At 77.2% G+C, this 23826-nt stretch carries 17 protein-coding genes and 2 pseudogenes; 12 read left to right on the top strand and 7 right to left on the bottom strand.

From position 1 onward, the window contains the following. Nucleotides 1-9: 9 nt before the first annotated feature. The 4 genes from ACI78V_RS18760 to ACI78V_RS18745 all read right to left on the bottom strand — a co-directional run bounded on the left by ACI78V_RS18760 (nt 10) and on the right by ACI78V_RS18745 (nt 4286). Nucleotides 10-2136: a tetratricopeptide repeat protein gene (locus ACI78V_RS18760; RefSeq protein WP_456853472.1), complete on the bottom strand. Its 2127-nt coding sequence runs from the start codon at nt 2134-2136 to the stop codon at nt 10-12. Continuing rightward, nucleotides 2133-3506, bottom strand: coding sequence for a hypothetical protein (locus tag ACI78V_RS18755; protein ID WP_456853470.1), 1374 nt, complete (start codon nt 3504-3506; stop codon nt 2133-2135). Before ACI78V_RS18755 ends, ACI78V_RS18760 begins: the two co-directional genes overlap by 4 nt. A 323-nt stretch (nt 3507-3829) precedes the next feature. After that, nucleotides 3830-4051 carry a hypothetical protein gene (locus ACI78V_RS18750; protein WP_456853468.1) on the bottom strand — a complete coding sequence of 74 codons (222 nt, stop codon included), beginning with the start codon at nt 4049-4051 and terminating at the stop codon, nt 3830-3832. 34 nt (nt 4052-4085) lie between these two features. Continuing rightward, entirely contained in the window at nt 4086-4286 is a 201-nt protein-coding gene (locus tag ACI78V_RS18745; RefSeq protein ID WP_456853466.1) for a hypothetical protein, read from the bottom strand. A 245-nt stretch (nt 4287-4531) separates the two neighbouring features. Here ACI78V_RS18745 and ACI78V_RS18740 point away from each other — a divergent pair, with 245 nt between their 5' ends. From ACI78V_RS18740 to ACI78V_RS18730, 3 genes are read left to right on the top strand one after another with little or no spacing between them, the layout of a single operon-like run. After that, on the top strand, nt 4532-4792 hold the full coding sequence (locus ACI78V_RS18740; protein WP_456853464.1) for a hypothetical protein: 261 nt from the start codon (nt 4532-4534) through the stop codon (nt 4790-4792). Nucleotides 4793-4832: 40 nt separating this feature from the next. After that, entirely contained in the window at nt 4833-6551 is a 1719-nt protein-coding gene (locus tag ACI78V_RS18735) for an acyl-CoA carboxylase subunit beta (protein ID WP_456853462.1), read from the top strand. Next, nucleotides 6548-6766: an acyl-CoA carboxylase subunit epsilon gene (locus ACI78V_RS18730; RefSeq protein WP_456853460.1), complete on the top strand. Its 219-nt coding sequence runs from the start codon at nt 6548-6550 to the stop codon at nt 6764-6766. The genes ACI78V_RS18735 and ACI78V_RS18730 overlap by 4 nt, the downstream gene beginning before the upstream one ends. Before the next feature lie 159 nt (nt 6767-6925). Here the strand turns inward: ACI78V_RS18730 and ACI78V_RS18725 are convergent, their stop codons facing one another. After that, on the bottom strand, nt 6926-8146 hold the full coding sequence (locus ACI78V_RS18725) for an NAD(P)/FAD-dependent oxidoreductase (RefSeq protein WP_456853458.1): 1221 nt from the start codon (nt 8144-8146) through the stop codon (nt 6926-6928). Nucleotides 8147-8294: 148 nt separating this feature from the next. Here ACI78V_RS18725 and ACI78V_RS18720 point away from each other — a divergent pair, with 148 nt between their 5' ends. The 3 genes from ACI78V_RS18720 to ACI78V_RS18710 are packed head-to-tail and all read left to right on the top strand — an operon-like array spanning nt 8295 to nt 12401. Next, nucleotides 8295-9356 (top strand): SDR family oxidoreductase, encoded by a 1062-nt coding sequence (locus tag ACI78V_RS18720; RefSeq protein ID WP_456853456.1) that lies wholly within the window; start codon nt 8295-8297, stop codon nt 9354-9356. Between the two features lies 1 nt (nt 9357). Next, the gene (locus ACI78V_RS18715; RefSeq protein ID WP_456853454.1) at nt 9358-10764 is read left to right on the top strand and encodes an NAD(P)/FAD-dependent oxidoreductase; all 1407 of its coding nucleotides are present in this window, start codon (nt 9358-9360) and stop codon (nt 10762-10764) included. After that, nucleotides 10761-12401 carry a GMC family oxidoreductase gene (locus ACI78V_RS18710; protein ID WP_456853452.1) on the top strand — a complete coding sequence of 547 codons (1641 nt, stop codon included), beginning with the start codon at nt 10761-10763 and terminating at the stop codon, nt 12399-12401. Before ACI78V_RS18715 ends, ACI78V_RS18710 begins: the two co-directional genes overlap by 4 nt. Nucleotides 12402-12504: 103 nt before the next feature. On the opposite strand, the pseudogene ACI78V_RS18705 reads toward ACI78V_RS18710, so the two are convergent. Next, nucleotides 12505-12990, bottom strand: a pseudogene (locus ACI78V_RS18705) (HXXEE domain-containing protein); the annotation flags it as partial. Between the two features lie 119 nt (nt 12991-13109). On the opposite strand from ACI78V_RS18705, the gene ACI78V_RS18700 reads away from it, so the two are divergent. The 4 genes from ACI78V_RS18700 (at nt 13110) to ACI78V_RS18685 (ending at nt 20876) form a co-directional block, all read left to right on the top strand. Further along, the gene (locus tag ACI78V_RS18700) at nt 13110-13883 is read left to right on the top strand and encodes a 4'-phosphopantetheinyl transferase family protein (protein ID WP_456853450.1); all 774 of its coding nucleotides are present in this window, start codon (nt 13110-13112) and stop codon (nt 13881-13883) included. Between the two features lie 11 nt (nt 13884-13894). Beyond that, nucleotides 13895-17143, top strand: coding sequence for a non-ribosomal peptide synthetase (locus ACI78V_RS18695; protein WP_456853448.1), 3249 nt, complete (start codon nt 13895-13897; stop codon nt 17141-17143). Continuing rightward, the gene (locus ACI78V_RS18690; RefSeq protein WP_456853446.1) at nt 17140-20004 is read left to right on the top strand and encodes a beta-ketoacyl synthase N-terminal-like domain-containing protein; all 2865 of its coding nucleotides are present in this window, start codon (nt 17140-17142) and stop codon (nt 20002-20004) included. Before ACI78V_RS18695 ends, ACI78V_RS18690 begins: the two co-directional genes overlap by 4 nt. Before the next feature lie 62 nt (nt 20005-20066). After that, a complete protein-coding gene (locus ACI78V_RS18685; RefSeq protein ID WP_456853444.1) occupies nt 20067-20876 on the top strand; it encodes an esterase/lipase family protein in 810 nt (269 codons plus the stop codon). Between the two features lie 48 nt (nt 20877-20924). On the opposite strand, the gene mftD is transcribed toward ACI78V_RS18685, so the two are convergent. Further along, on the bottom strand, nt 20925-22154 hold the full coding sequence (gene mftD, locus ACI78V_RS18680) for a pre-mycofactocin synthase MftD (RefSeq protein WP_456853442.1): 1230 nt from the start codon (nt 22152-22154) through the stop codon (nt 20925-20927). A gap of 128 nt (nt 22155-22282) precedes the next feature. Here mftD and ACI78V_RS18675 point away from each other — a divergent pair, with 128 nt between their 5' ends. Next, nucleotides 22283-22915, top strand: coding sequence for a TetR/AcrR family transcriptional regulator (locus ACI78V_RS18675; protein WP_456853440.1), 633 nt, complete (start codon nt 22283-22285; stop codon nt 22913-22915). Continuing rightward, nucleotides 22912-23739, top strand: a pseudogene (locus ACI78V_RS18670) (mycofactocin-coupled SDR family oxidoreductase). The gene ACI78V_RS18675 and the pseudogene ACI78V_RS18670 overlap by 4 nt, the downstream one beginning before the upstream one ends. The last annotated feature ends 87 nt before the right edge of the window (nt 23740-23826 follow it).

Here is a 23826-nt window from a genome sequence, read left to right as displayed (position 1 = left end):
CGGGCTCCCTCAGGCCGCCGCCGTCAGACCCCCCTCGTCCAGGGCGGCGGTCGCGCGGGCGAGCAGCTCGGACAGCGACCCGGTGTCCGCGTCGGGGTGGGCCAGCGCGCGCTCGCAGTCGGCGAGGGCCTCGGCCGGCCGGCCGGCCTCCAGGAGGGCCAGCGCCCGGTTGCCCCGGACGGCCGGGTCCTCGGCGACCTCCAGCGCCGCGGTGAGGTCGGCGAGCGACCCGTCGACGTCACCGTCCTCGAAGCGCAGGACCGCGCGGTTGGCGAGGGCCTCGGCGAGCGTGGGGTCGAGGGCGAGGGCGCGGTCCAGTGCCGTCCGTGCCGTCACCGCGTCCTCCCGCTCCATGGCCACGAGGCCGCGCAGGCACTCCAGCCGGGCGGAGTCCGGGGCCACCTCCAGGCCGGCGGCAACGTCCTCGGCCGCGCCGTCGACGTCGCCGGTCTGCAGCCGGAGCAGCGCCCGGTCCACCCGGGCGTCGAGGAAGGCGGGGTCGAGCTCGAGCACGTAGGAGAACTCCGCCAGGGCCGTCGGCACGTCACCCAGGGCCGCGGCGAGGTCGCCGCGGTTGTGGTGCGGCTCCGGGTACGGCGGGCTCTCCCGGATGGCGGTCTCGAGGTCGCGCATCGCCTCGTCGAGCCGGCCCAGCCGCCGCAGCACCGAGGCCCGCTCGAAGTGGTACTCGGAGTGGTGCGGGTCGGCGGCGATGACCGCGTCGTACTCGGCGAGGGCGGCCTCCAGCGCGCCGGTCGCCGCGAGCAGCTGGGCCCGGTTGTAGGCGAGCACGGAGCGGTGCTGGGTGTGCCGCTCGTCCTCGCCGGCGGCGTCCAGCCGGGCCAGGCCGGCCTCGACCAGCCGCAGCGCCTCGTCCAGGTCGCCGAGGTGCATCTCGACGAGGGCCAGCCCGTTCTCGTTGAACGTCAGGTTGAACGTGCGCCGCTGCTCGTCGGGCAGCAGGGCGGACATGGAGATCGCGGTGTTCACCCACGACTTGGCCCGGCGGTGGTCCCGGCGGGTGTCGGTGTAGAAGCGGGTGAACAGCATCGCCCGGCCGTACGCCGACTGCAGGTGGACGCTCGGGTCGGTCGTGGCCGCGCAGGCCAGGTCGTACCAGGCCTCCGCCTCCGCGGGGCGGCCCAGGGCGGTGCACGCCGTCGTCACCTTGGCGACGACCAGCCAGCAGTCGGTCGGCCGGGTCCGCCAGTCCAGGACGGCGAGGCAGCGCGGGGCGAGCTCGACGACGGCGTCGTAGAACCCCTCCAGGACGCAGTGCTCGATGGCGTCGAGCAGGGCGCGCGCCCCCGCGCCGGTCGGGTCGCTGCCGCGCTCGCGGTGCAGGGCGAGGGCGCCGAGGGCGAGGCTGCGCTGCCCCAGCGCGGCCAGCTGGTCGGCCCGCGCGTCGTGCAGGGCGGCCCGGACCGCCGGGTCGGCCGCCTCGTACGCCGCGCGCCGGGCCGGGTCGCGGGAGGTGCAGTCGCCGGCGACGTGGGCGGCGGCGAGCGTCGCCGGGTCGCCCGCGACGGTCCCGGTCGGCGGTCCGGCGGGGCGGTCGACCCGGTGCGCCCAGCGCCGCAGCGCCGTGCCCAGGGGGGCGGGCAGGTCGGTGCCGCGGGTGTGCACGGCCACGCGCAGGAGGGCCGGGTCGGTGCGGCGCAGCAGGACGGCCAGCCACTCCAGGTCGGTGGGCTCCGCGTCGTCGACGTCGGTGACGACGACGCTGCGCGGCCGGCCGTGCAGCTGCACGTACTCCACCAGGAACTCGACCAGCCCGTGCGCCAGCCGGGTGGTGCGGCCGCCCGGGTGGAAGCGGGTGCGGTTGACGGGTGCGGTGACCGAGCTCAGCGGCGCCCGCAGGCAGCGCAGCGTCGGGGACAGCTCCGGCGCGACGGCCAGCAGCTCGACGTCGTGCCGGGCCGCGAGCTCGGGCGTGCTGGCCAGCACCGCGCGGGAGAGTGTCCGGACCACCTCGCCCGCCGCCGTGTACGGGCCGCGCAGGCGGCGGTGCGCGCTCACGACGGCGAGCGCCGGCGGCAGGTCCAGTCCGGCGGTGTCGAGCGTCGCCACCTCCGGGCCGTCGGCGACGACCCAGAGGTGGCGGGGTGGCGAGGTCAGGGGGCGGGCAGCGGTCATGTGCTCTCCAGGGCGGGTGCGGTCGGGACGGACGGGGACACGGGGGCCCGGCGCCGTGCCGGGGCCGCGCGGTCGGCACGGTGCGCGCGGGCCCGGCGACCGCGGGGGGCGCGGTGCCGGCCGCGGTAGGCGGTGCGGCGCCGCTCGCGCACGGCCAGGAACGCGGCGGCGCCGAGCTGGGCGCCGTTGAGCAGCAGCAGGAGGGCGGAGTCCCAGAACCGCCCGGCCGAGGACGCCTCGCCGAGGAAGACGCGGCCGAACGCCTCCGAGAGGAACGTCCAGGCGATCGGCAGGGCGACGACGACCAGCAGGCCGAGCGCGAGGGCGTAGCCGCAGACGACGAGGGGCGCGTACCAGCGCGCCGCCCGGCGGTCCCGCGGGTGCCAGCCGTCCTCCGGGACCAGCCGGTCGGTGCGGCCCAGCCGCCGGTTGACCGCGTTGGCGAGGTACTGCCGGGTGACCCCGTGCAGGTCCACGCACCCCAGCACGGTGGTGACCAGGAAGTAGACGTCGGTGCGGAGGAAGAAGTAGAGCTGCCAGGCGATCCGCAGCAGGGTCGTGAGCGCCAGCGCGAGGCAGAGCCCGGACAGCCAGCCGACGTCGGCGACCGGCCCACGCAGCAGCCAGGCCCCGCCGGTGAGGGCGGCGGCCAGCACGAGGTCGGCGAGCATCCCGGCGAGCATCGGCAGGTAGCGCCGGCTGCGGGGGACGCTGACCAGCCCGTTCATGACGGTCTCGAAGACCAGGAAGTACAGCCGCCGGGACACCCGCAGCGAGGTCGACAGGCCCAGCCGGCGGCCGGCGAGCACGTGCGCCAGCTCGTGGACCAGCACCAGCGGGAACTGCAGCGCGAAGAGGCTCAGCTCCACGACCACCAGCGAGTCGCTGAAGAAGACGTGCTCGTGGCGGGGCGCGAGGTCCGGGTCGGCCACGACCGCGGCCACGCCGGCGAGGACGACGGCCAGGTAGGCCAGCCACGCCAGGGGCGAGAACAGCGCGGCGCCGAGCCGCTGGAACCGCACGGTGCCGGGCGACCCCCCGGCACCGGGGCCCGCGGCCGCGCCGTCGGCGTCCGGACCGGGGCCGTCGGCCAGCAGACCGAGCTCGCCCAGGGAGGCGACGAAGTCGTCGAGGTCGACCGGCTCGCCGTACTCCCGCGCGTACCAGGCCGCGGCCTCGGCGGGGTCGGCGCCGTCGCGCAACCGCCGCAGCAGGGCGGCCCCGTCCACGGGGAGGACGACGTAGAGGTCGGTGTCGGGACGGCCCACCACGACGTCCTCGCCCTCGTCGAGGAACGTCAGCGGGGGGAAGCGCAGCGACCGGCCCGAGCACTTCCCGCTCGGCGTCGCCGGATCGCCGGCCGTGGGCATGCCGGGGCACCTCTCTGGGGTGGCCGGGGACCGGACGGGGAGGGGTCCGGACGGGGGAGAGCCGGCGGGCGCGGTCAGGACCGCGCCCGCCGGCGGCGCCCGGGGGCGCGGTCAGGCCATCTGGGCGACGCTGCCGCAGCAGCAGCAGCAGTAGCAGTAGCAGCTGCGAGCGGTCAGGCGGATCTCGCCGGCCTTGCGGACGGGGATCTTCTTCATCGGGGCTGTTCACCCCCTCCCGGGGACGTGGCGGACGGGGTACAGAGCGCCGGACGGCGGCGGTGATACACGCCGCGGTACGGCCGTCCGGACCGGTCCTCGACCGGTCAGCGGCACCCCGCCGGGGCGGGCCGCAGGACCGGGCCGCCGCCGAGGGAGAGGTGCAGGTCCAGCAGCGCGTCGATCCGCTCCCGGCAGGCCGCGACGTCGGCCCGGTGGGTGGGCGTGTCCTTCTGCGCCTGCCGCAGCCGGGCCGCGTCGAGGTCCGCGCAGGCTCCGGCGAGGTCGTCGAGCAGCTGCTCGTGGACGCCGGTGGTCGTGGTGGTCATGACGGCTCCCGGGACGGGTGACGAGGCGGTCGGGTCAGGCGGTGCGGCGGAGCGGTGCCGCCACGGCCGCGACGGCCGGGCGGGGGGAGAGCGACGGCACGGCGCGCAGCCGGGCCGGCCCGGTGGCCGCGCTGGCGCGGCGGGCGATCTGGCGGGGCAGGTGCCAGGCGGTGCAGTCGGCGCAGTTGGCGATCCAGGCGCGGGTGTGCCGGGTGCACGGGGAGGTCGGAGCCATGGGGTGTCCTCGGTGTGCGGGTCGGGAGGATCGGTCGGCTCGCGGGGTCGGCGGTGGCCCGGGTGGGCATCCGCTCCGGGGGGAAGCCGTCGGCTTCGCGGACCTGCCTGGCAGAACCGCGTCCCCCGGCCGCTGATACAGCGCCCGGGGGACGCGCTGCGTCGGCCTCCCGCGTATCAGCCGCCGGCCGCCGGCGTCTGCCTCCGTGACAGTGCCGAGGACGCCGGACGGAGGCGCAGCCGAGCATGATCGCGGGCCCGTTGACGCTGCTGGAGCTCACCGAGGTGGTCGCCGCCGTGTGCCGGCGCGGCTCCACCCCACCGCCCGCCGCGGCCGACCCCGTCCCGGCCGGGAACTGCCTGGGTCTGCCGTCCGCGGCGTTCGACCGGGTCGTCGCCGAGCTGGAGCGGCGCTTCCACCTGCCGCTGCAGGCCGAGGCCCGCTGGTGCCGGACACCGGTCGAGTTCGTCGCCCTGGTCAACACCCAGGTGACGTCCGGGGTCTGAGCCGGCCCGGCACGCGCGGGGCCCACGAGACGGAGGAACGATGGACGACGAGGCACGCGACGCGCTCGGGTGGAGCGCCCGGCAGACCGGGTTCCCGCCGCACCGCGAGCAGCGGGCCGACCGGGTGGGCACGGCGTCGGTCACCCCGCTCCGCCCCCGTCCCGCGGCGCCGCCCCGCCCGCCGGCGACGTCACCCGGCGCGCCGCCGCGGTCCCTCCGGGAGGCCGCCGCGCGGGTGCGCGAGCGGCGGCACCACGCGGTGCACGGGGCCGACCCCGAGGCGACCGCCCGGCAGCGCAGCCAGGGCAAGCTCACCGCCCGCGAGCGCATCGACCTGCTGCTGGACGAGGGGTCGTTCGTGGAGCTGGACCCCTTCGCCCGGCACCGGGCGACCGGCTTCGGGATGGAGCACCGGCGGCCGGACACCGACGGCGTCGTGACCGGCTGGGGCACCGTCGACGGGCGGCAGGTGTGCGTCTTCGCGCACGACCCCCGGATCTTCGGCGGCGCCCTCGGTGAGGTCTTCGCCGCCAAGGTGCACAAGGTCATGGACCTCGCCGAGTCCACCGGCGTGCCGATCGTGGGTCTCAACGACGGGGGAGGCGCGCGGATCCAGGAGGGCGTGGACGCGCTGGCCGGTTTCGGCGGCATCTTCCGCCGCAACGTCCGCGCCTCCGGCGTCGTCCCGCAGATCTCGGTCGTCTTCGGCCCCTGCGCCGGCGGTGCGGTCTACTCGCCGGCGCTCACCGACTTCGTCTTCGCCGTGGAGGGCACGGCCAAGCTGTTCATCACCGGCCCGGACGTCGTCGCCGCGGTGACCGGGGAGCGGATCGGCCCCGAGGAGCTCGGCGGCGCGTCGATCCACGCCACCCGGACCGGCGTGGCGGCCTTCACCGCCGAGGACGAGGCCGGGTGCCTGGAGGACGTGCGGTACCTGCTGTCCTTCCTGCCGGGCAACAACCAGGAGGAGCCGCCGGCGGTGCCGTGCGCGGATCCGCCGGACCGCGACTGCGCGGCCCTGCTCGACCTCGTCCCCACCGAGCCGACCCGCTCCTACGACGTCCGGCGGGTGGTCGCCGAGATCGTGGACGACGGGGAGTACCTGGAGGTGCACGCCGGCTGGGCGCGCAACGTCGTCTGCGCACTGACCCGGCTCGGCGGGCAGGTGGTGGGCATCGTCGCCAACCAGCCCGCGGTGCTGGCGGGGGTGCTCGACATCGACGCCGCCGAGAAGGCCGCCCGCTTCGTGCGCACCTGCGACGCCTTCAACATCCCGCTCGTGACGCTGGTCGACGTGCCCGGCTTCCTGCCCGGCTCCGGGCAGGAGCACGCGGGGATCATCCGGCGCGGGGCCAAGCTGCTGTACGCGTACTGCGACGCGACCGTGCCGCGCATCCAGGTGATCCTGCGCAAGGCCTACGGCGGGGCCTACATCGTCATGGACTCCAAGTCCATCGGCGCCGACCTCTCCTTCGCCTGGCCGTCGAACGAGGTGGCGGTGATGGGCGCCGAGGCGGCGGCCGACGTCGTCTTCCGCCGGCAGATCGCCGCTGCCGCCGACCCGCAGGCCCGCCGGGCCGAGCTCGTGGCCGAGTACGCCGAGCGGCTGATGACGCCCTTCGCCGCGGCCGAGCGCGGCCTCGTCGACGACATCGTCGACCCGCGCCGGACGCGGGAGGTGCTGATCCGCTCCCTGGCGCTGCTGCGCGCCAAGCGGCCGCTGCTGCCGCAGCGCAAGCACGGGAACGTGCCGCTGTGAGCGGCGGGGCCCTGGACCCGGCCGACATCGCGGTCGTGCGGGGCCGGCCGACCCCCGAGGAGGTGGCCGCGCTCGTGGCGGTGCTCGTCACCGTCGCGCGGCGGCCCGGGCCGGGCGCCGCCGTGCGCCGGGCGCCGCGGCCGCGGGACCGCGGCTGGCAGGCGCCGGTGGCCTGGGTGACCGGCATGCGCCCGTGGGACCGCCCGCGCCGGTGACCCGGCGCGCGGGAGCCGCCGGCGCCGGTGACCCCGGCGCCCGTGGAGCCGCCGCCCGGCGGGGCACGGGACACCCCCTCCCCGCCGGGCGCGGCCGGTCCCGGGCAGGGGCTCGCTCCGCGCCCGTCATGGGCGGTGGCGCACCCCCGGCCGGGACCGTCAGCCCAGGGCCGCCCCCAGGCAGACCCGCGCGCTGCGCGCGAGCGGGCCGGGGGCGAAGAACCGCAGCGGCCCGATGGAGCGCTCGCCGAAGCGCTGCAGGTGCCGCGCCGTGGCCGCGTCGCGGGCGGCCGCCGAGAGGACCATCCGCTCCACCGCGTTGTAGGCCCGGCCGGTGGCGAAGTCGGACATGACCCACTGGTGGCCGGCGAAGGCGGCCCGGTGGCGGCGGCGGTACCGCCGCAGTCCCTCGTCGAGGGTCCGGGGGTCGCGCAGCCCGGCCGCGGTCTCGGCCACCAGCGCCTCGGCGGACTGGAGGGCGAAGCCGCAGCCGGCTCCCCACAGGTAGTCCGACACGAGCGCGGCGTCGCCCACCAGGGCCAGGCCCGGGGCGGTGGGCACCCGGGACACGCAGGCGTGGTCGAGCACGCCGGAGAAGGGGCTCACCCGGCGCGCGGTGGACAGGCCGGCGCCGTCGGGGAGACCCGCCAGCACCGCCCGGAAGCTGCCCTCGACGTCGGCCCGGAACGCGGGCAACCGGTCCTTGGTCGGCATCACGCTGAGGACGGTGCCGCCGGTGTTCGGGAAGGCGTAGACGACGTCGGGCTCCAGGAACCACGTGCGGGAGGCGCCGTCGGCACCGAGGTCGACCCCGTCGAAGGTGGCGAAGTACACGAACCGGCCGTGCGGGCGTTCCCGGGTGCGGACACCCGCCAGCCGGGCGACCCGGGAGTGCCGCCCGTCGGCGGCCACGACCAGCCGGCCGGTGACGACGCGGGCCCCCTCCGGCGTCCGGGCCTCGACGCCGACGACGCGGTCGCCCGCGTACACCAGCCGCGTCGCGGTGTGGCCCAGCAGCAGGGTCACCCCGGGCTCGGCGCCGGCCCGGGACCGCAGCAGCGGGTCCAGGACGCGGCGCGGGACGTTGTAGCCGTGGCCGTCCTCGTCGGCCGCGGCGCGGATCCAGCCCCACCGGGTCCACAGGTCCATCCGGTTGCGCAGCGCGCCGGCCGCCTCCAGCTCGTCGGCCAGGCCGAGCCGGCGGATCGTGGGGGTGGCGCTGGCCTGGACGAAGTGCGTGCAGGCGCGCTTGTGGTGGGCCGGGTCGCGGTGCGCCTCGAGCAGGGCCACCTGCAGGCCCTGGCGCGCGTAGAGCAGCGCCGTGGTGCACCCCGCGATGCTCGCGCCGACCACGACGACGTCGAACCTGGCTGGCGTCATGCCGTGTACCTCCCCGGGGACGGTGGACGTCCCCCCGTAGGAGGTGCGTCTCCGGGCCGCGATACCTGCCGGCGGCGTGTATCTCCCGGGCCCGGCCGCCGTCCGTACCGCAGACCCCGCACCCGCCGACGACGTCTGCGAGCCGCCCATGACGATCGAGTCCGACCTCCGTGCCCGCCCCAGCCGCACCGTCCTGGTGACCGGGGGCTCCGGGGTGGTGGGCCAGGCGCTGCTGCCGCGGCTGCTGGCGCCCGGCCCCGACGGCGAGCCGTCGGCGACCCGGGTGGTCGCCCTCACCCGCCGCCGCCCGCTGGCCCACCCGGGGGTGACCTGCGTACACGGCGACGTGACCGCGCCCCGGCTGGGCCTCGGTGCCCGCGACCACGCGCACCTGGCCGACGCCGTGGACGTCGTGGTGCACGCGGCGGCGGTGACGGTCTTCGATCGCTCCGACGAGGACCTCGCGGCGACCAACGTCGAGGGCACCCGCCGGGTGCTGCAGTTCGCCGCGGACGCCGGGGCCACCGTCCACCACGTCAGCACCGCCTTCCTGCACCCCGACCACAGCACCGAACGGCCGGACAGCGCCGTCGGCTACGCGGTCACCAAGCGGGCCGCCGAGCAGGTCGTCGAGGACAGCGGCGTGCCGCACGTGGTCGTCCGGCCGTCGATCGTCGTCGGCGACAGCCGGACCGGCGCGGTCTCGGCCTTCCAGGGCGTCTACCAGGTCGCCGACGCCCTGCTGCGGGGACAGCTGCCGGTGCTGCCCTTCGACGGGGACTGGCCCCTGGACCTGGTCCCGTGCGACGTGGTGGCCGACGCGATCGCGCGCCTGGTGGAGCACGGGGTGGCCGGCGGCCAGGTGTGGGTGACCGCGGGGGAGCGGGCGCTCACGCTGGCCGAGGGCGTCGACGTCCTGGCCGCGTTCGCGGCCGCCGCCGGGGTGCCGCTGCGCCGCCCGCGCTTCGTGCCGCCGACGGCGCCCGGTGGCGCGGTCGAGCTGCTGCGGCAGCCGGAGCGGCAGGCGGTGGCCCAGGTCCGGAAGCTGTTCCAGGACTACCTGTGGCGCACCGAGCCGTTCCCGAGCTCGCTGCCGGAGCTGGCCGCGATCGGCGTGGCACCGCTGCCCGATCCCCGGACGACGCTCAGCCGCGGCCTGCGGTACTGGCACGCCACCCGGACCGAGACCCGGACGAGGGGGCTGGGCTGACGTGCGCACCGACCCCACCGCACCGCCCTGGGACGGCCGGTCCACCCCGGGCAGCTCGCCGACGCTGGAGGGCACCGTGGACGCGGACGTCGCCGTCCTCGGCGGCGGGCTGGCCGGCCTGGCCACGGCCTACTTCCTGTCCCGCACCGACCCGGGCCTGGACGTCGTCGTCCTGGAGGCCCGCACCGTCGGCGCCGGGAGCACCGGCCGCAGCACCGGCATCGTCGGGCCCGGCATCGGCGGGCCGATCGACCAGCTGCGCCGCCGGTCCGGCGACGGCGTCGCGCGGGCGGTGCACGCCGACTCGCTGGCCTTCGTCCGCCTGGTCCAGGACCTCGTCGCCGAGGAGCGGATCGACTGCGAGCTGCGGTCGGGCGCGCAGTTCGTGCACGCGTGGACACCCGGCCAGGCCCGGTCGCTGCGGGCGCAGTCGCGGGCGTTCGCCGAGCTCGGCTTCGACGTCCCCTACCTCTCGCGGGAGGAGCTGGCCGGGCAGCGCGGCGCCGACGTCCACGCCGGCGCACTGCGCCACCCGCTGGCCGCGACGCTGGACCCGCTGCGGCTGTGCCGCGGGCTGCGCGAGCGGCTGTGGGTGCGGGGCGTGCGGGTCTTCGAGCACAGCCCCGTCACGGGGCTCTCGCCCGGCGCCCCCATCCGGGTACGGACGCCGTTCGGCGCGGTCCGGGCTGGCCGGGTCGTCGTCGCGACCGACAGCTACCCGGGGCGACCCGGTGTGCTCGACGACGCGGTCACCGCCCTCGTGGCGCACGTCGTGCGCACCGCGCCGCTGCCACCGGAGCGGCTGGCGGCCCTGGGCCTCGGGCCGGGTGACTCCGCGGTCGACGCCCGGCGCTTCTTCGACTACTACCGGGTCACCGACGACGGCCGGGTGGTCGCCGGCGGTGCGCGCGTCGCGGTCCCGGCCGGGCACGACACCACGCACCTGGGGCCGGACCCGCACCGGCGGGCAGCGGCCTGGACGCGCATCGAGGCGGAGCTGGCGGCGCTGCTGCCGGGCGGCGGGCCGCCGGTGGTCACCGAGCGGTGGTCGGGGCGGTTCGGTGCGACCTTCGACCGGCTGCCGGTCGTCGGACGTGTCCCCGACCGGCCGGGCGTCTGGTACGCCGGGGCCTGGTGCGGGCACGGCCTGGCCCTGTCGGTCGGCGCCGCCGCCCGGCTGGCCGAGCGCATGACCGGACCGGACCCGGACGCGCGGGTCCTGCCGTGGCTGCGCGACCGGCCGCCGCAGCTGCCGCCCCGCCCGGTGCGCCGGGTCGCGCTGCACCGGTACGTGCAGGCCCTGGACGCGCTGGACCGGGTGCAGACCCGGCGCAGCGCGGTCGGCGGGGGGCGGCGCCGCCCGCCGGCGGACGTCGCGGTGCGGGAGCGCGCGGGGGTGGCCGGGTGACGCGGCGGGGGAGCGCGGGCTTCGACCACGTCGTGGTGGGCGGGGGAGCGGCCGGCTGCGTGCTCGCCGCACGGCTCAGCGAGGACGGCGCGACCCGGGTGCTGCTGCTCGAGGCCGGCCCCGCCGCCCGCCGTCCGGAGGTGGCCGTCCCCGCCACCTACCCGCTGCTGTTCGGCACGTCGCGGGACTGGCGGCACGTCACCGCGGCGCAGGATCGGCTGGGCGGCCGGCAGTTGTCGTGGCCGCGCGGGCGGATGCTCGGCGGCAGCTCGGCGATGAACGACATGGTCTACGTCCGGGGCAACCGCGCCGACTACGACGCCTGGCGGGACGCCGGCAACGCCGGGTGGGGCTACGAGGACGTGCTGCCCTACTTCCGCAGGTCCGAGGACAACGAGCGCGGCAGCTCGCCCTTCCACGGCGTCGGCGGGCCCCAGGCGGTCTCCGACCCCCGCTACGTGCACCCGCGCACCGAGCAGCTGGTCGCAGCCGCGGAGCAGACCGGGCTGCGCCGCACCGACGACTTCAACGGCGCCCGGCAGGAGGGCGTCGGCCTGCACCAGCTCACCCAGCGGGACGGCGTCCGGTGCAGTGCCGCCGACGCCTACCTGCGCCCGGCGCGGGCGCGGCCGAACCTGACCGTCGTCCCGGGCGCCACGGTGACCCGGGTGCTGGTCCGGGACGGTGCCGCGCGCGGCGTCCGGTTCCGGCGCCGCGGCCGGGAGCGGGAGGTCCGGGTCGACGGCGAGGTGCTGCTGTGCGGCGGCGCGGTGAACACCCCGCAGCTGCTGATGCTCTCCGGGGTGGGCCCGGCCGACCACCTGCGGGCGCACGGCATCACGCCGGTCACCGACCTCCCGGGGGTCGGCGCGGGACTGCAGGACCACCTGATGGTCCCGGTGTCGTGGCGCAGCCGGGAGCCGGCCAGCATGCTCGACGCCCGGCGGCTGCCGGCCGTGCTGCGCTACACCGCCGGACGCCGCGGCCCGCTGGCCGGCAACCTCGGCCAGGCCGGGGCCTTCCTGCGCGGGGACGGCGGGCCCGGCGCCCCCGACCTGCAGCTGGTCCTCATGCCGATCCTGCTCACCGGCGTCCGCGACTCCGGGGTGGTGCCGCCGACCGAGCACGGGTACGCGGTCGTGGCCGTGTGCCTGCAGCCGGAGAGCCGGGGCAGCGTCCGGCTGCGGTCGGCCGACCCGCTCCTGCCCCCGCTCGTGCAGCCGCGCTACCTGAGCGCCCCCGCCGACGAGGAGACCCTGGTGCGCGGCGTCGAGCGCTGCCTCGAGATCGGCTCCGCGCCGGCGCTGCGGCCGGTCCGGCGGGACCGCGTCACCCCCCGCTCCACGGCGCCGGAGGACCTCCGGCGGCACGTCCGCGCCATGGCCGACACGATGTTCCACCCCGTCGGCACCTGCCGGATGGGGACCGACCCGGGCGCCGTCGTCGACGCCGCGCTGCGGGTGCACGGGGTCGACCGGCTGCGGGTCGTCGACGCGTCGGTCATGCCGGCCATCCCGCGCGGGAACACCTACGCGCCGACGGTCGTGGTCGCCGAGCGAGCCGCCGACCTCGTCCGGGGTGCGCCGGCCCCGGCCGGCGCGGGGTCAGCGCCCGCCCCAGCAGCTGCCCGCCGATGACCAGCCCCGCCGCGGAGGCCGCTCCCTGCACGCCGAGCCGCACCGCTTCGCCCGGCCGCGCGGACAGCCCGCTGGCCCGCAGCGTGCGCCACGCCCACAGCGACCAGGGGACGACGACGAACGGTGTGGTGGCCACGCCGGGCGTGTACCCGCGCACCGCGGCCGCCGAGGCCAGGTGGGAGATCGCGTGCAGCCCGAAGGCCGCCACCGCCGACCGCAACAGCACCGTCCCGCCCCCCGGGTCCGGTGCCGCGGCGGGAGCGGGCGGCCCCTCCGGCGCCTCGGCCCGGGCCCGTCCGAGCTCGGCCAGCGCCCGCCCGCTCGCCGTCGCGACGCCCGCCGCCACCACGCCGATCGCGATCGCCATCTGCCGGGTGTCGGGCACGGCGAGAGCCACCACGCGCGCCGGCAGGTGCGGGAAGCGCCGCCGCAGCAGGAACGGGCCGTGCCGCTGCCAGTGCGGCGTGCCCAGCAGCTCCTCCAGGTCGTGGAGCAGGAAGGCCAGCGGGAACGTGAGGGCCACCTGCCGTCGCAGCGCGATGACCTGGGCGGCCGACGGCGGGGCGATCGGGGCGCGCACGGCCGTCATGGTCCCGCCGCCGGGCCGCCGCGGACAACGCCCGCGCCCGGTGTATCTGCGCCGCCGGCCGCGCGTCTGTCCCCCCGCACGCCAGTTCCGGGCCCGCTCGGCGACGCAGAGGAGGAACGATGTCCCGCAGTTCGGGAGCGGCGCCCGCCGACGTCGCCGTCTCGCTGGTGCACCTCCAGCCGGGAGGCGTCCCGGACGCCGTCCTCGGCCGGGTCCTGGCAACGCTGCCGCCCGAGCGCCGGGCGCGGCTGCGCCGGTACCGCCACCGCACGGACGTCGAGCGAGGCGCTCTCGCGGACGTCTCCGCCGCCCTGCTGGTCGCCGATCGGACCGGCGTCGCACCGGGGGACGTGGCCGTGGTCCGGAGCGGCAGCGGCGCACCGGTCGTGGTCGGCGACCCGCGCGCGGTCGGCCTCCGCGTCTCCCTGGCCCACGCCGGCCGGTGGGTGGCCTGCGCACTGTCGGACCGGGCGGTGGGCGTCGACGTGGAGGTCGTCCGCACGCTCTCCCCTTCCGCGGTGGCCGGGATGCTGCCCCGGGCGGCCGCCCGTGCCGCGCTGGCCGGGGACTCGGCGACCTGCTCCCGCCGCGCCGTCCGGCTCTGGACGGCGACCGAGGCCTACCTCAAGTGGCTGGGGACCGGCCTGGCGGTGGACCCCCGCGACGTGCGGCTCGACGAGATCGGTGCCACCCGGGTCCGGGTGCGCCTCCCGGACCGGCCCGCGGCCGAGGTCGGGCTGGCCGACCTGGACCCGCAGCACCTGCTGGCCGTCTGCGCACCCGGGACGGTGGCCGACCGGCGGGTCGAGACCACCCGCAGCACCTCGACCGACCTCGTCGATCGCCACCTCGTCGCCGTGGCAGGCCCCCGGCGCGAACCCGCCCATCCCTGAGGAGTGCCCGCATGACCCTCGGTCCGACCGGCCCCCAGCTCGACCGCGCGCCCGACGGGCCCCGCCGCGTCCCCGCCACCCCGATGCAGCGGCGGCTGCTGCTGCAGCACCGGCTGTTCCCCTCCGACGGCTCGTTCAACCTGGCGTACGCCTTCGCGCTCCCCCGAGACGTCGACGTCCCCCGTCTCACGGGGGTCCTGCGCCGGGTCCTGGACGCCTGCGTCGGGCTCAACACCAGCTTCGACGACGCGGGCCCGGACGTCGTGGCCGTCCTGCACCCGGATGGCGCCGGCCCGACCGTGCACCGGCTGGAGGAGGCCGGGGACGTCGCGGCCGAGCGAGCGGCGGTGACCTCGTGGCTCTCGGCGCGGGCCGACGTTCCGATCGCCCCCGACCGGTGGCCGCTCTACGACGTGACCGTGCACGTCGGCCGGCACGGGACGTACCTGACCCTGCTCGCCTCGCACCTGGTGGGCGACGCGTACACCTTCTACAACCTGATCGACGTCGTCGCCGAGCTGTACGACGCCCCGGGGGCGTGGCCGCGCGTCGCCGCCCAGCTCGCGCTGCACCCCGCCGTGACCGCCTGCCCGCCGGAGCGTCCCGCCGCGGGCCAGGTCGAGGTGTTCCGGGACCTGCTCGCCGACGTCGGGTCGCTGCGCCACGAGGCCCTGGACGTCGACCGCACCGGCGCCCGCGGCCTGCCGGGGGTGTACGAGACCGTGCCGCTGCCCGGAGCGGTCGCCGCCGCGCTGGAGGACGACGGCCTGATCGCCCGGCACGGCCCGTTCGCCGTCTTCCTCGCCGCGTACGCGGTGGTGCTGGGCGTGCTGACCGGCCGTCGCCAGGTGGTGGTCGGGGTGCCGCTGGCCAACCGCCGCGGGCACCGTGCCCGCAGGTCCTACGGCTACTTCGTCAACACCCTGCCGCTGCCGGTGGACCTCGACGACCACGACACGTTCGCGGACCTGGTGGCCGCCGTCTCGGCCCGGTCCTTCACGCTGCTGCGGCACCAGGACCTGGACCTGACCGCCTGTGCTGAGGCGGTCCTCGGCCGCCCGCAGACCGGGCCGGTCGCGGTGGACAACGTCTTCACCTACTACAAGCGCGGGCTGGCGCCCCGGCTCGGCAGCAGCCCGGTGGAGTCGCTCGAGGTGTCCCGCCGGCAGGTGAAGTACCCGTTCGGCATGACCGTGGAGAACCGCGACGGCACCTACCGGCTGACCCTCGAGTACGTGCCGCGGCTGGCGGCGGCCGACCCGGCGTCCTGCGTCCTGGAGGTGCTCCGGGCCGCCGCCGAGGAGCCGCGCCTGCGGCTGGCCGACCTCGACGTCGTCTCCCCCCGGCACCGGGCGGCGCTGGACGCGCTGGCCGGTGCGCCGCGGCGGTACGACACCCCGGAGTCCCTGGACGCGTGGTTCCGGGCGGTCGCCGCCGAGCGGGGCAGCGCGGTGGCGGTCACCGACGAGGACGGCGACTGCTCCTACGCCGAGCTCGACGCCGCCGCCGACCGGGTGGCGCGCAACCTGCGGGCCCGGGGCGCGGGGCCGGCGGTGGCCGTCTCGATGCGCCGCGACCGCCGCCTGGTCGCGGTCCTGCTCGGCGTGCTGCGCGCCGGGGGCCACTACGTCCCCATCGACCCGACCGCACCGCCGCAGCGGGTCGCGCACGTCGTGGGGGCCTTCGACCGGCTGCTGCTGGTCGCCGACCCCGGCGTCCTGCCGGACGTGGCGGTGCCCCGCGTCCGCGTCCTGGACCTGCTCGCCGAGCCGCCGGACGACGCCGCCGCGCCGCCCGCCGGGGACCGCCGGGCCGACCTCGCCTACGTCATCTTCACCTCGGGGTCGACCGGTGTGCCCAAGGGCGTGGAGGTGACCCAGGAGAACGTGATGCGGCTGTTCCGGTCGGCCGAGGACCACCTCGACGTCGGACCGCAGGACACCTGGTGCCTGTTCCACTCCTACGCCTTCGACTTCTCGGTGTGGGAGCTGTTCGGCGCGCTGCTGTACGGAGGGCGCCTGGTGGTCGTGCCGGAGGCGACGATCCGCTCGCCCGAGGCCTTCGCCGAGCTGCTCGCGCGGGAACGGGTGACCGTGCTCAACCAGACGCCGTCGGCGTTCCGCCGGCTCACCGCCGTGCTGGACCCCGGGACGCGGCTGGCGGTGCGCTGGGTCGTGTTCGGGGGCGAGGCGCTGGTCTTCGACACGCTGCGGCCCTGGCTGGCGTCGCAGGGGACCGCCGCCCGGCTGGTGAACATGTACGGGATCACCGAGACCACCGTCCACGTCACCTTCTCCGAGGTCCGTCCGGAGACGGTCGGCGTCGAGCGGGAGAGCGTCATCGGCCGGCCGCTGGGCGACCTCACCGTCACCGTCGTCGACCCCGCCCTCCGACGCACGCCCCTCGGCGTCCCGGGGGAGCTCCTGGTCGGGGGCGCGGGACTGGCGCGCGGGTACCGGGGGCGGCCGGACCTGACCGCCGAGCGGTTCCTGCGCGGCACGCCGTACGGCGAGGTCGTCTACCGCACCGGCGACCGGGGCTACCAGCGCCCCGACGGCACGCTGGTCTACCTCGGCCGCATCGACAAGCAGGTGCAGCTCCGGGGCTACCGCATCGAACTCGGCGAGGTGGAGGCCGCGCTGCTGGCGGTGCCCGGCGTCCGCGAGGCCGTGGTCGGCCTCGACGAGCCGGAGGGGGCCGAGCCGCGGCTGCTCGCCCACCTGGTCGGCGACGTCCCGGACGACGCCACCATCCGGGGTGAGCTGGCGCGGCGGCTGCCGCGCTACATGGTCCCGGCGCGGTTCGTGCGGCTCGAGCGGCTGCCGCTGACGGTGAACGGGAAGGTCGCCGAACACCTGCTGCCGCGGCCCGAGAGCGAGCCGGCCGGCCCGGAGGAGGACGGCGACGAGCTGGCCGCGGCCGTCGCCCGCATCTGGGCCGAGACCGTGGGGGCCGGGCGGGTCGGCACCGGCGACAACTTCTTCGACGTCGGCGGGACGTCGATGCACGTCGCGGAGGTCCGTCGCCGGCTGGCCGACGAGCTCGGCGCGCACGACCTGACCATGGTCGAGCTGTTCGAGCACCCGACCGCGACGGCGCTCGCCGACCGCATCCGGCGGTCGGGCGCGGCCGGGACGGCACCGCCGGCACCGGCCGCCCGGCCGGTCCGCGCCGCGCGGCCGGCGGCACCCGATCGCACACCCCGGAGCCGGCGTGGCCCGGGCTCGGACCTCGGCAGGGAAGGCGGGACCGGACGATGAGCACGGACTCCACCGCGATCGCGGTCATCGGCGTCGGCGGCCGGTTCCCCGGCGCGGACGACGTCGAGACGTTGTGGCGCAACCTGCGCGACGGCGTCGAGTCGGTGCGGCCGCTGGACCCGGACGCGCTCCGGGCGGCGGGGGTGTCGCCGGAGCTGCTGACCCGGCCCGGCTACGTGCCGGTGGCCGCGGAGCTGCGGGACGCCGACTGCTTCGACGCCGACCTGTTCGACGTCCCCGCCCACGAGGCCCGCCTGATGGACCCCCAGCACCGGCTGTTCCTCGAGTGCGTGTGGGCCGCGCTCGAGGACGCCGGGTACCCGCCGACCGGCGTCCCGGTGCGCACCGGGGTCTTCGGCAGCACCAGCGTGAGCTCGTACCTGGTCAACGTGCTCGCCCCGGCCACGCGGATGGAGCCCGGCGAGGTCGACTACCCGGTGCTGCTGGGCAACGACAAGGACTTCCTGGCCACCCGGGTCAGCTACAAGCTGGGGTTGACCGGGCCGAGCGTCACGGTGCAGTCCGCGTGCTCGGGGTCGCTGACCGCCGTGCACCTGGCCTGCCAGTCGCTGCTGGAGGGCGAGTGCTCACTCGCCGTCGCGGGGGGCGTCAGCATCTCGGTGCCGCAGGCCCGCGGCTACCTGTACCGGGAGGGCGGCATCCTGTCGGCCGACGGGCACTGCCGCGTGTTCGACGCCGAGGCGTCGGGGACGGTGAAGGGCAGCGGGTGCGGTGTGGTGGTGCTCCGCCCGCTGGCCGACGCCCTGGCCGCGGGGGACCACGTCCACGCGGTCATCCGGGGCACCGCCGTCAACAACGACGGCTCGGACAAGGTGGGCTTCACCGCTCCCAGCCCGGCCGGCCAGCAGGAGGTCATCCGGGAGGCCCTGCAGGTCGCCGGCGTCCCGGCGGCCGACGTCGGCTACGTCGAGGCCCACGGCACCGGGACGGCCCTGGGCGACCCGATCGAGGTGCGCGCCCTCGCGGCCGCACACCGTGCCGACGGCGCGCCGCCGAGCCGGTGCTTCCTGGGCAGCGCGAAGGCCAACCTCGGCCACCTCGACGCGGCCGCCGGCGTGACCGGGCTGATCAAGACCGCGCTGGTCCTGCGCGACCAGGTGGTCCCCGGGCAGCCGACCCTGCGCACGGTCAGCCCCGCGCTGGAGCTCGACGGCTCGCCCTACGTCGTCCTCCGGCAGACCGAGCCGGCCCCGTTCCCCCTGCGGGCCGCCGCGGTGAGCTCGTTCGGGCTGGGCGGGACCAACGCGCACGCCGTCCTCGTCCCGGCCGACCCCGACGACCGGCCCGCGCCGCCGCCCGGGCCGTACCGGGTCCTGCTGTCGGCGCCCGACCCGGACGCGCTGCGGGACCTCGCACGCCGGCTGCACGAACGGCTCGCCGCCGATCCGGGGCTGCGCATCGACGACGTCGCGCTGACCCTGGCCCGGGGCCGGGCGCACGCGGCCGTCCGCACGTCACTCGTCGCCGCCGACACGACCGGCCTGCGCAGTGCGCTGGCAGCGTTCCTCGAGGGGCGGGAGCCGGCGCCGCAGGACGACGTCCAGGCGGCCTGGGCCGCAGGGGACGACGCGGCGGCCGCGGACGTCGGGGACCTCTCCCGGGCCCGCCGGGTGCCGCTGCCCGGCCGCGCGTTCCGCCGCACCCGGCACTGGGTCGACGCCCCGCCGGCGCCGGACCGGCCCGCGCCCGCCGAGCCGGCCGCGGCCGGTCCGGCCCCGGCGTCGCTGCTCGACGGGATCCGGGCGGTGCTGTCCCGGCACCTGGCGACCGAGGTGGGCGCCGACGACGACGTCTTCGACCTGGGTGCCGACTCGATGAGCCTGGTGGAGATCGTGACCGACCTCCGCGACGAGCTCGGCATCCCGATCCGCTTCGAGGACGCCGAGCGGGCCCGCACCGCCGCCGAGCTCGCCGCCCGCTTCGGCGCCCCGGCCGAGCCGCCGGACGGGCCCTCCCGGCCGGCGGTCGCGGCACCGCCGGCCGGCCCGGACCGCGCCGACGAGCGTCTCGGCAGCCTGGTGCCCGTCCGCCGGGGGAGCGGACGGCGCACGGTGTTCCTCGTCCACCCCGCCGGCGGCACCACGGTCTGCTACACCGACCTGGCCCGGCACCTCACCGGCGACGACACGGTGTACGCCATCGGGCTGGGCGCCGGGGCGGAGGAGGCCCCGAGCATCCGCCGGCTGGCCCGTCGGTACGTCGACCTGGTCCGGGGTGTCCAGCCGTCCGGGCCGTACCTGATCGGGGGCTACTCCTTCGGCGGCAACGTCGCCGTCGAGATGGCGCTGCAGCTGGAGGCGGCGGGGGAGCAGGTCGAGCAGGTGGTGCTCTTCGACGCGCACCCGCCGGAGGCCTACGTCGGCGGGGCCGTCGAGGGAACGGGGTACGTCGCGGCGTTCCCGGTGCTGCTGCGAGCCCTGTTCCCCGACGTCGTGGTCCCCGACGGGCCGGAGCCGCGGAGCCTCGCGGAGGCGATCGACGCCGTCCGCCGCCCCTCGTGGAGCGACTCCACCGTGCGGGAGCTCGAGTCCTTCTTCACCGTCTGGCGGCACAACCACGAGGCGCTCAAGCGCCACTACCCCGACGGGCGGGTGCGTGCCGACGTGGTGCTGCTCCGGGCCTCCGAGGAGGAGGACACCGACCTGGAGCGGCTCGGCATCCGGCGCCTCGGCAAGGAGCTCTGGCGCCGGCACGTCGCCGGGGACCTCCGACTCGTGCCCGTGCCCGGCGACCACTTCTCGATGTTCCGGGACCCCCGGCACGTCGGTGCGGTGGCGCGGGCGTTCGACGCGGTGCTGCGGGAGGGCCCGCCGGCCGACGTCCCGGCAGTGGCGTCGTGACCGGGGCGGGCGACCGGCGGCCGGCAGGGCCCTCCCGGTCGTCCGGCCGCGTGTCCCGGGCGGTGCGGACGCTGGTCCTCAAGGAGCTGGTCGCGCTGGCCTCGGCCGCGGTCGTGGCCCCGTTCGGGTTCACGACGGCCCGGGACGCCGACCTCGCGCGGCTGCTGGCGGTCACGGCCGCGGACCTCCCGGCCGACCGGGCGCCGGCGACCCCCGTCGTCCTCGTCCACGGCTACGGCGGCAACCGGTCGAACTGGCTGTCGCTGGAGGTCGCCCTGGGCCGCGCCGGCTTCGCGAACGTCTACGCCACCCGCTACAACCCGCTGACCACCGACCTCCCGGCGATCGCCGGCCGGCTGGTCCGGGAGTGCCACGCGGCCATGCGGGACACCGGCTCGGGCCGGGTGCACGTCGTCGGCCACAGCCTCGGCGGCGTCGTGCTGCGCTACGCGGCGACCCGGCTCGGGCTGGCCGCCTGGCTGGACGTGGGGGTGACCGTGGCGTCGCCGCACCTGGGCTCCGCGGTGGCGCGGCTGGGGCGCGGCGCGGTCGCGGCCGACCTGCGGCCGGGCTCGGCGCTGCTGCGGGAGGTCAACGGGGCGCAGTGCCCGCACCCGGTGCGGTGGGTGTCCTACTGGTCCGACGTCGACCCCATCGTGCGGCCCTGGTCGGCGCTCCTCCCGGGGCCGGCGGAGCAGGTGACCAACGTCCTCGTGCCGGACGAGGGCCACCTGTCGATCCTCCGCTCGCCGGTGCTGCACGCCGACCTGGTCGACCGGCTGCACCGCGCCGAGGTGGCCGCCCGGGACCGGGACGGCCCCGGCGACCCGGCCCGCCCCACGGCGGGTCGGGCCGTGCCCGCCGCGGCCTAGGCCCGGTCGGGCGCCCCCGGTCGGGCGCCCCCGGTCGGGCGCCCCCGGTCAGGCGCCCCCGGCCTTGCCCGAGGCCCGGGCACCGGCCGGGGCGTCCGCGCCGGGGGCGCCGAGGTGCCGCTCGAAGAACGGCGGGATGACCAGGTCGCCGGGCTCCAGCTCCTCGATCGAGGTGTGGCCGAGGCCGATCAGCGCCGAGCCGAGCCCGTCGCGCAGCAGGTCCAGCACGTTCTCCACCCCGGCCTGGCCGTTGGCGGCCAGCCCCCACAGGTAGGCGCGGCCGATCATCACGGCCCGGGCGCCCAGCGCGAGCGCCTTGGCCACGTCGGTGCCCCGGCGGATGCCGCCGTCCATCAGCACCTCGACCTGGTCGCCGACGGCCTCCGCGATCGCCGGCAGGGCGCGGACCGCGGCCGGGGTGCCGTCGAGGTTGTTGCCGCCGTGGTTGGACACCGAGATCGCGGTGACGCCGGCGTCGACGGCGCGCCGGGCGTCGTCGACGCGCATGACGCCCTTGAGCATGAAGTGCCCGCCCCACTGCTCGCGCAGCCACGCGACGTCGTCCCACGAGGGCATGGGCGAGGCGTTCCACTGGCCGTAGGCGCCGAAGAAGGTCGGTGCCGGGTCGCCGGGGTCGGCCACCATGTTCGGCACGGTGAGGTCGGGGATCCTCCCGGTCCGGGCGAAGTCGAGCAGCCACCGCGGCTTGGTCAGGACCTGCGGTGCGTAGCGCCGGGCCGCCTCCAGGTTGATCTTCTCCGGGATGAAGGGGCTGCCCCAGTCGCGGCCGTAGGCGAACGACCAGTCCAGCGTGGCGATCAGGCCGACCGCGCCGGCCCGCCGGGCCCGCTCCATGCGGGCGGCCATCGCGTCGCGGTCACCCACCCAGTACATCTGGAAGAACGTCTGCGGGTTGGCCGCGACGACCTCCTCGATCGGCTTGCTGGCGAACGACGACAGCCCCATGGCCACGCCGCGGGCGGCCGCGGCCCGGGCGACGGCCACCTCGCCGTCGGGGTGCACGGCCTGCACGCCGGTGGGGCTGATCATCACCGGCATCGACACCGGCTGGCCCATGATCGACGTCGCCAGCCGGCGGTCGTTGCTCAGCCCCGCCACGTGCGGCGCGAACCCGAGCTCGCCGAAGGCCGCGGTGTTGTCGTCGACGGTGATCCCGCGGTCGGAACCGGCCACGAGGGCGCCGTACACCCCCTTGGGCAGCCTGCGCTTCGCCCGCCGCTGCGCCTCGGCCACCGACTCGAACCAGGCGTTCGCCATCTCCGCACTCTCCTGTCCTCGTCTGCCGTCCCGCCCGGGGTACCCGCCCCGTGTCGCAGGCCGGCGCCGTGTCCCGGCGTACCGCCGAAACGGGGACAACTCCCCACTACCGGTGTACCGTCCGGGTCGTGCCCGACCACCCTCGCCCGCTGCGCGCCGATGCGCAGCGCAACCGCGACGCGATCGTCGCCGCGGCCCGCGAGGTCATGGGCCGGCGCGGGCTGGACGCGCCCCTGGACGAGATCGCCCAGGCTGCCGGCGTCGGCAACGCCACGCTGTACCGCCGGTTCCCGACCCGGGAAGGTCTGGTCCAGGCGGTCTTCGCCGACGAGATGCGCCGGTACGCCTCGGCGATCGAGCGGGCCCTGGCGGTCGCCGACCCGTGGCGGGCCGTGAGCGGCTACCTGTCGGAGATCTGCGCGTTGCAGGCCGGGCACCGGGCGCTGGCCGACCTGGTCACCTCCTCCGACCACGTCGACGACCACCGTCCGGCCGCCGTCGCCCGCCTGCGGCAGCTGCTGGAGCGGGCGCGGACCGCCGGGGTGCTGCGCGGCGACTTCGGCGTCGAGGACGTCGCCCTGGTGCTGCTCGCCAACGCGGGCGTGGTCCGGCGGGCCGGTGACCGTGCCGTCGAGGCCTCCGACCGGTTCGTCGCGCTGCTGCTCGACGGCCTGCGCCCCCCACCCCACGACCCCGGAGAGCCGGCCGCCCCGCGGCGGGGCTCCCCGGACCCGTCCACCGAGCGAGGAGCACCCGCATGAGCACCGTTCCGCAGCGTCAGCAGGGCAGAGTCGCCTTCATCACCGGGGCCGCCCGCGGCCAGGGGCGCGCGCACGCGCTGCGGCTGGCCGCCGAGGGGGCCGACATCCTGGCCCTCGACCTGGCCGGGCCGCTGCCCGGCGTCCCGTACGAGTCGGCCACCCCCGACGACCTCGCCGAGACCGCTGAGCTGGTGGAGGCGCTGGACCGGCGGATCGTCACGCACCAGGGCGACGTGCGCGACTTCGCGGACATGAAGGCGTTCGTCGACGCGGGGGTGGCCGAGCTGGGGCGGCTCGACGTCGTCGTCGCCAACGCGGGCATCTGCATCCCGGCGACCTAGGACGAGACCACCCCGCAGGTCTTCAAGGACACCATCGACATCAACGTCACCGGGGTCTGGAACACCGTCATGGCCGCCGCTCCGCACCTCGTCGCCGGCGGCGGCGGCGGGGCGATCGTGCTGACCAGCTCCTACGCGGGCAAGAAGATGCAGCCGTTCATGATCCACTACACGGCCAGCAAGCACGCGGTCACGGGCATGACCCGCGCCTTCGCCGCGGAGCTCGGCAAGCACGACATCCGGGTCAACTCCGTGCACCCCGGTGGCGTGGCCACGCCCATGGGCAGCGGGGACATGGTCGGCGCGATCGAGCGCACCAACGCCAGCAACCCGAAGCTGGCGGCGATGGGCACCGCGTTCCTCGGCCAGGGCTGGGTCGAGGCCGACGAGATCGCCAACGCCGTCGCGTTCCTGGTCTCCGACGAGGCCCGGTTCATCACCGCCGAGCACCTGTCGATCGACGCGGGCGCGCAGTACTTCTGACCCACCGCCCGGTCGTGCCCGGAGGCCACCCGGGCACGACCGGGGGGCCCGGGCGCGCCGCCCCCCGCCGCCCCCCCGGCGGGCGGC

Source organism: Geodermatophilus sp. SYSU D00742 (assembly GCF_054049935.1).
Note: the sequence above shows the minus strand (reverse complement) of the source record. Positions and strands in the feature narration are given on the sequence as shown.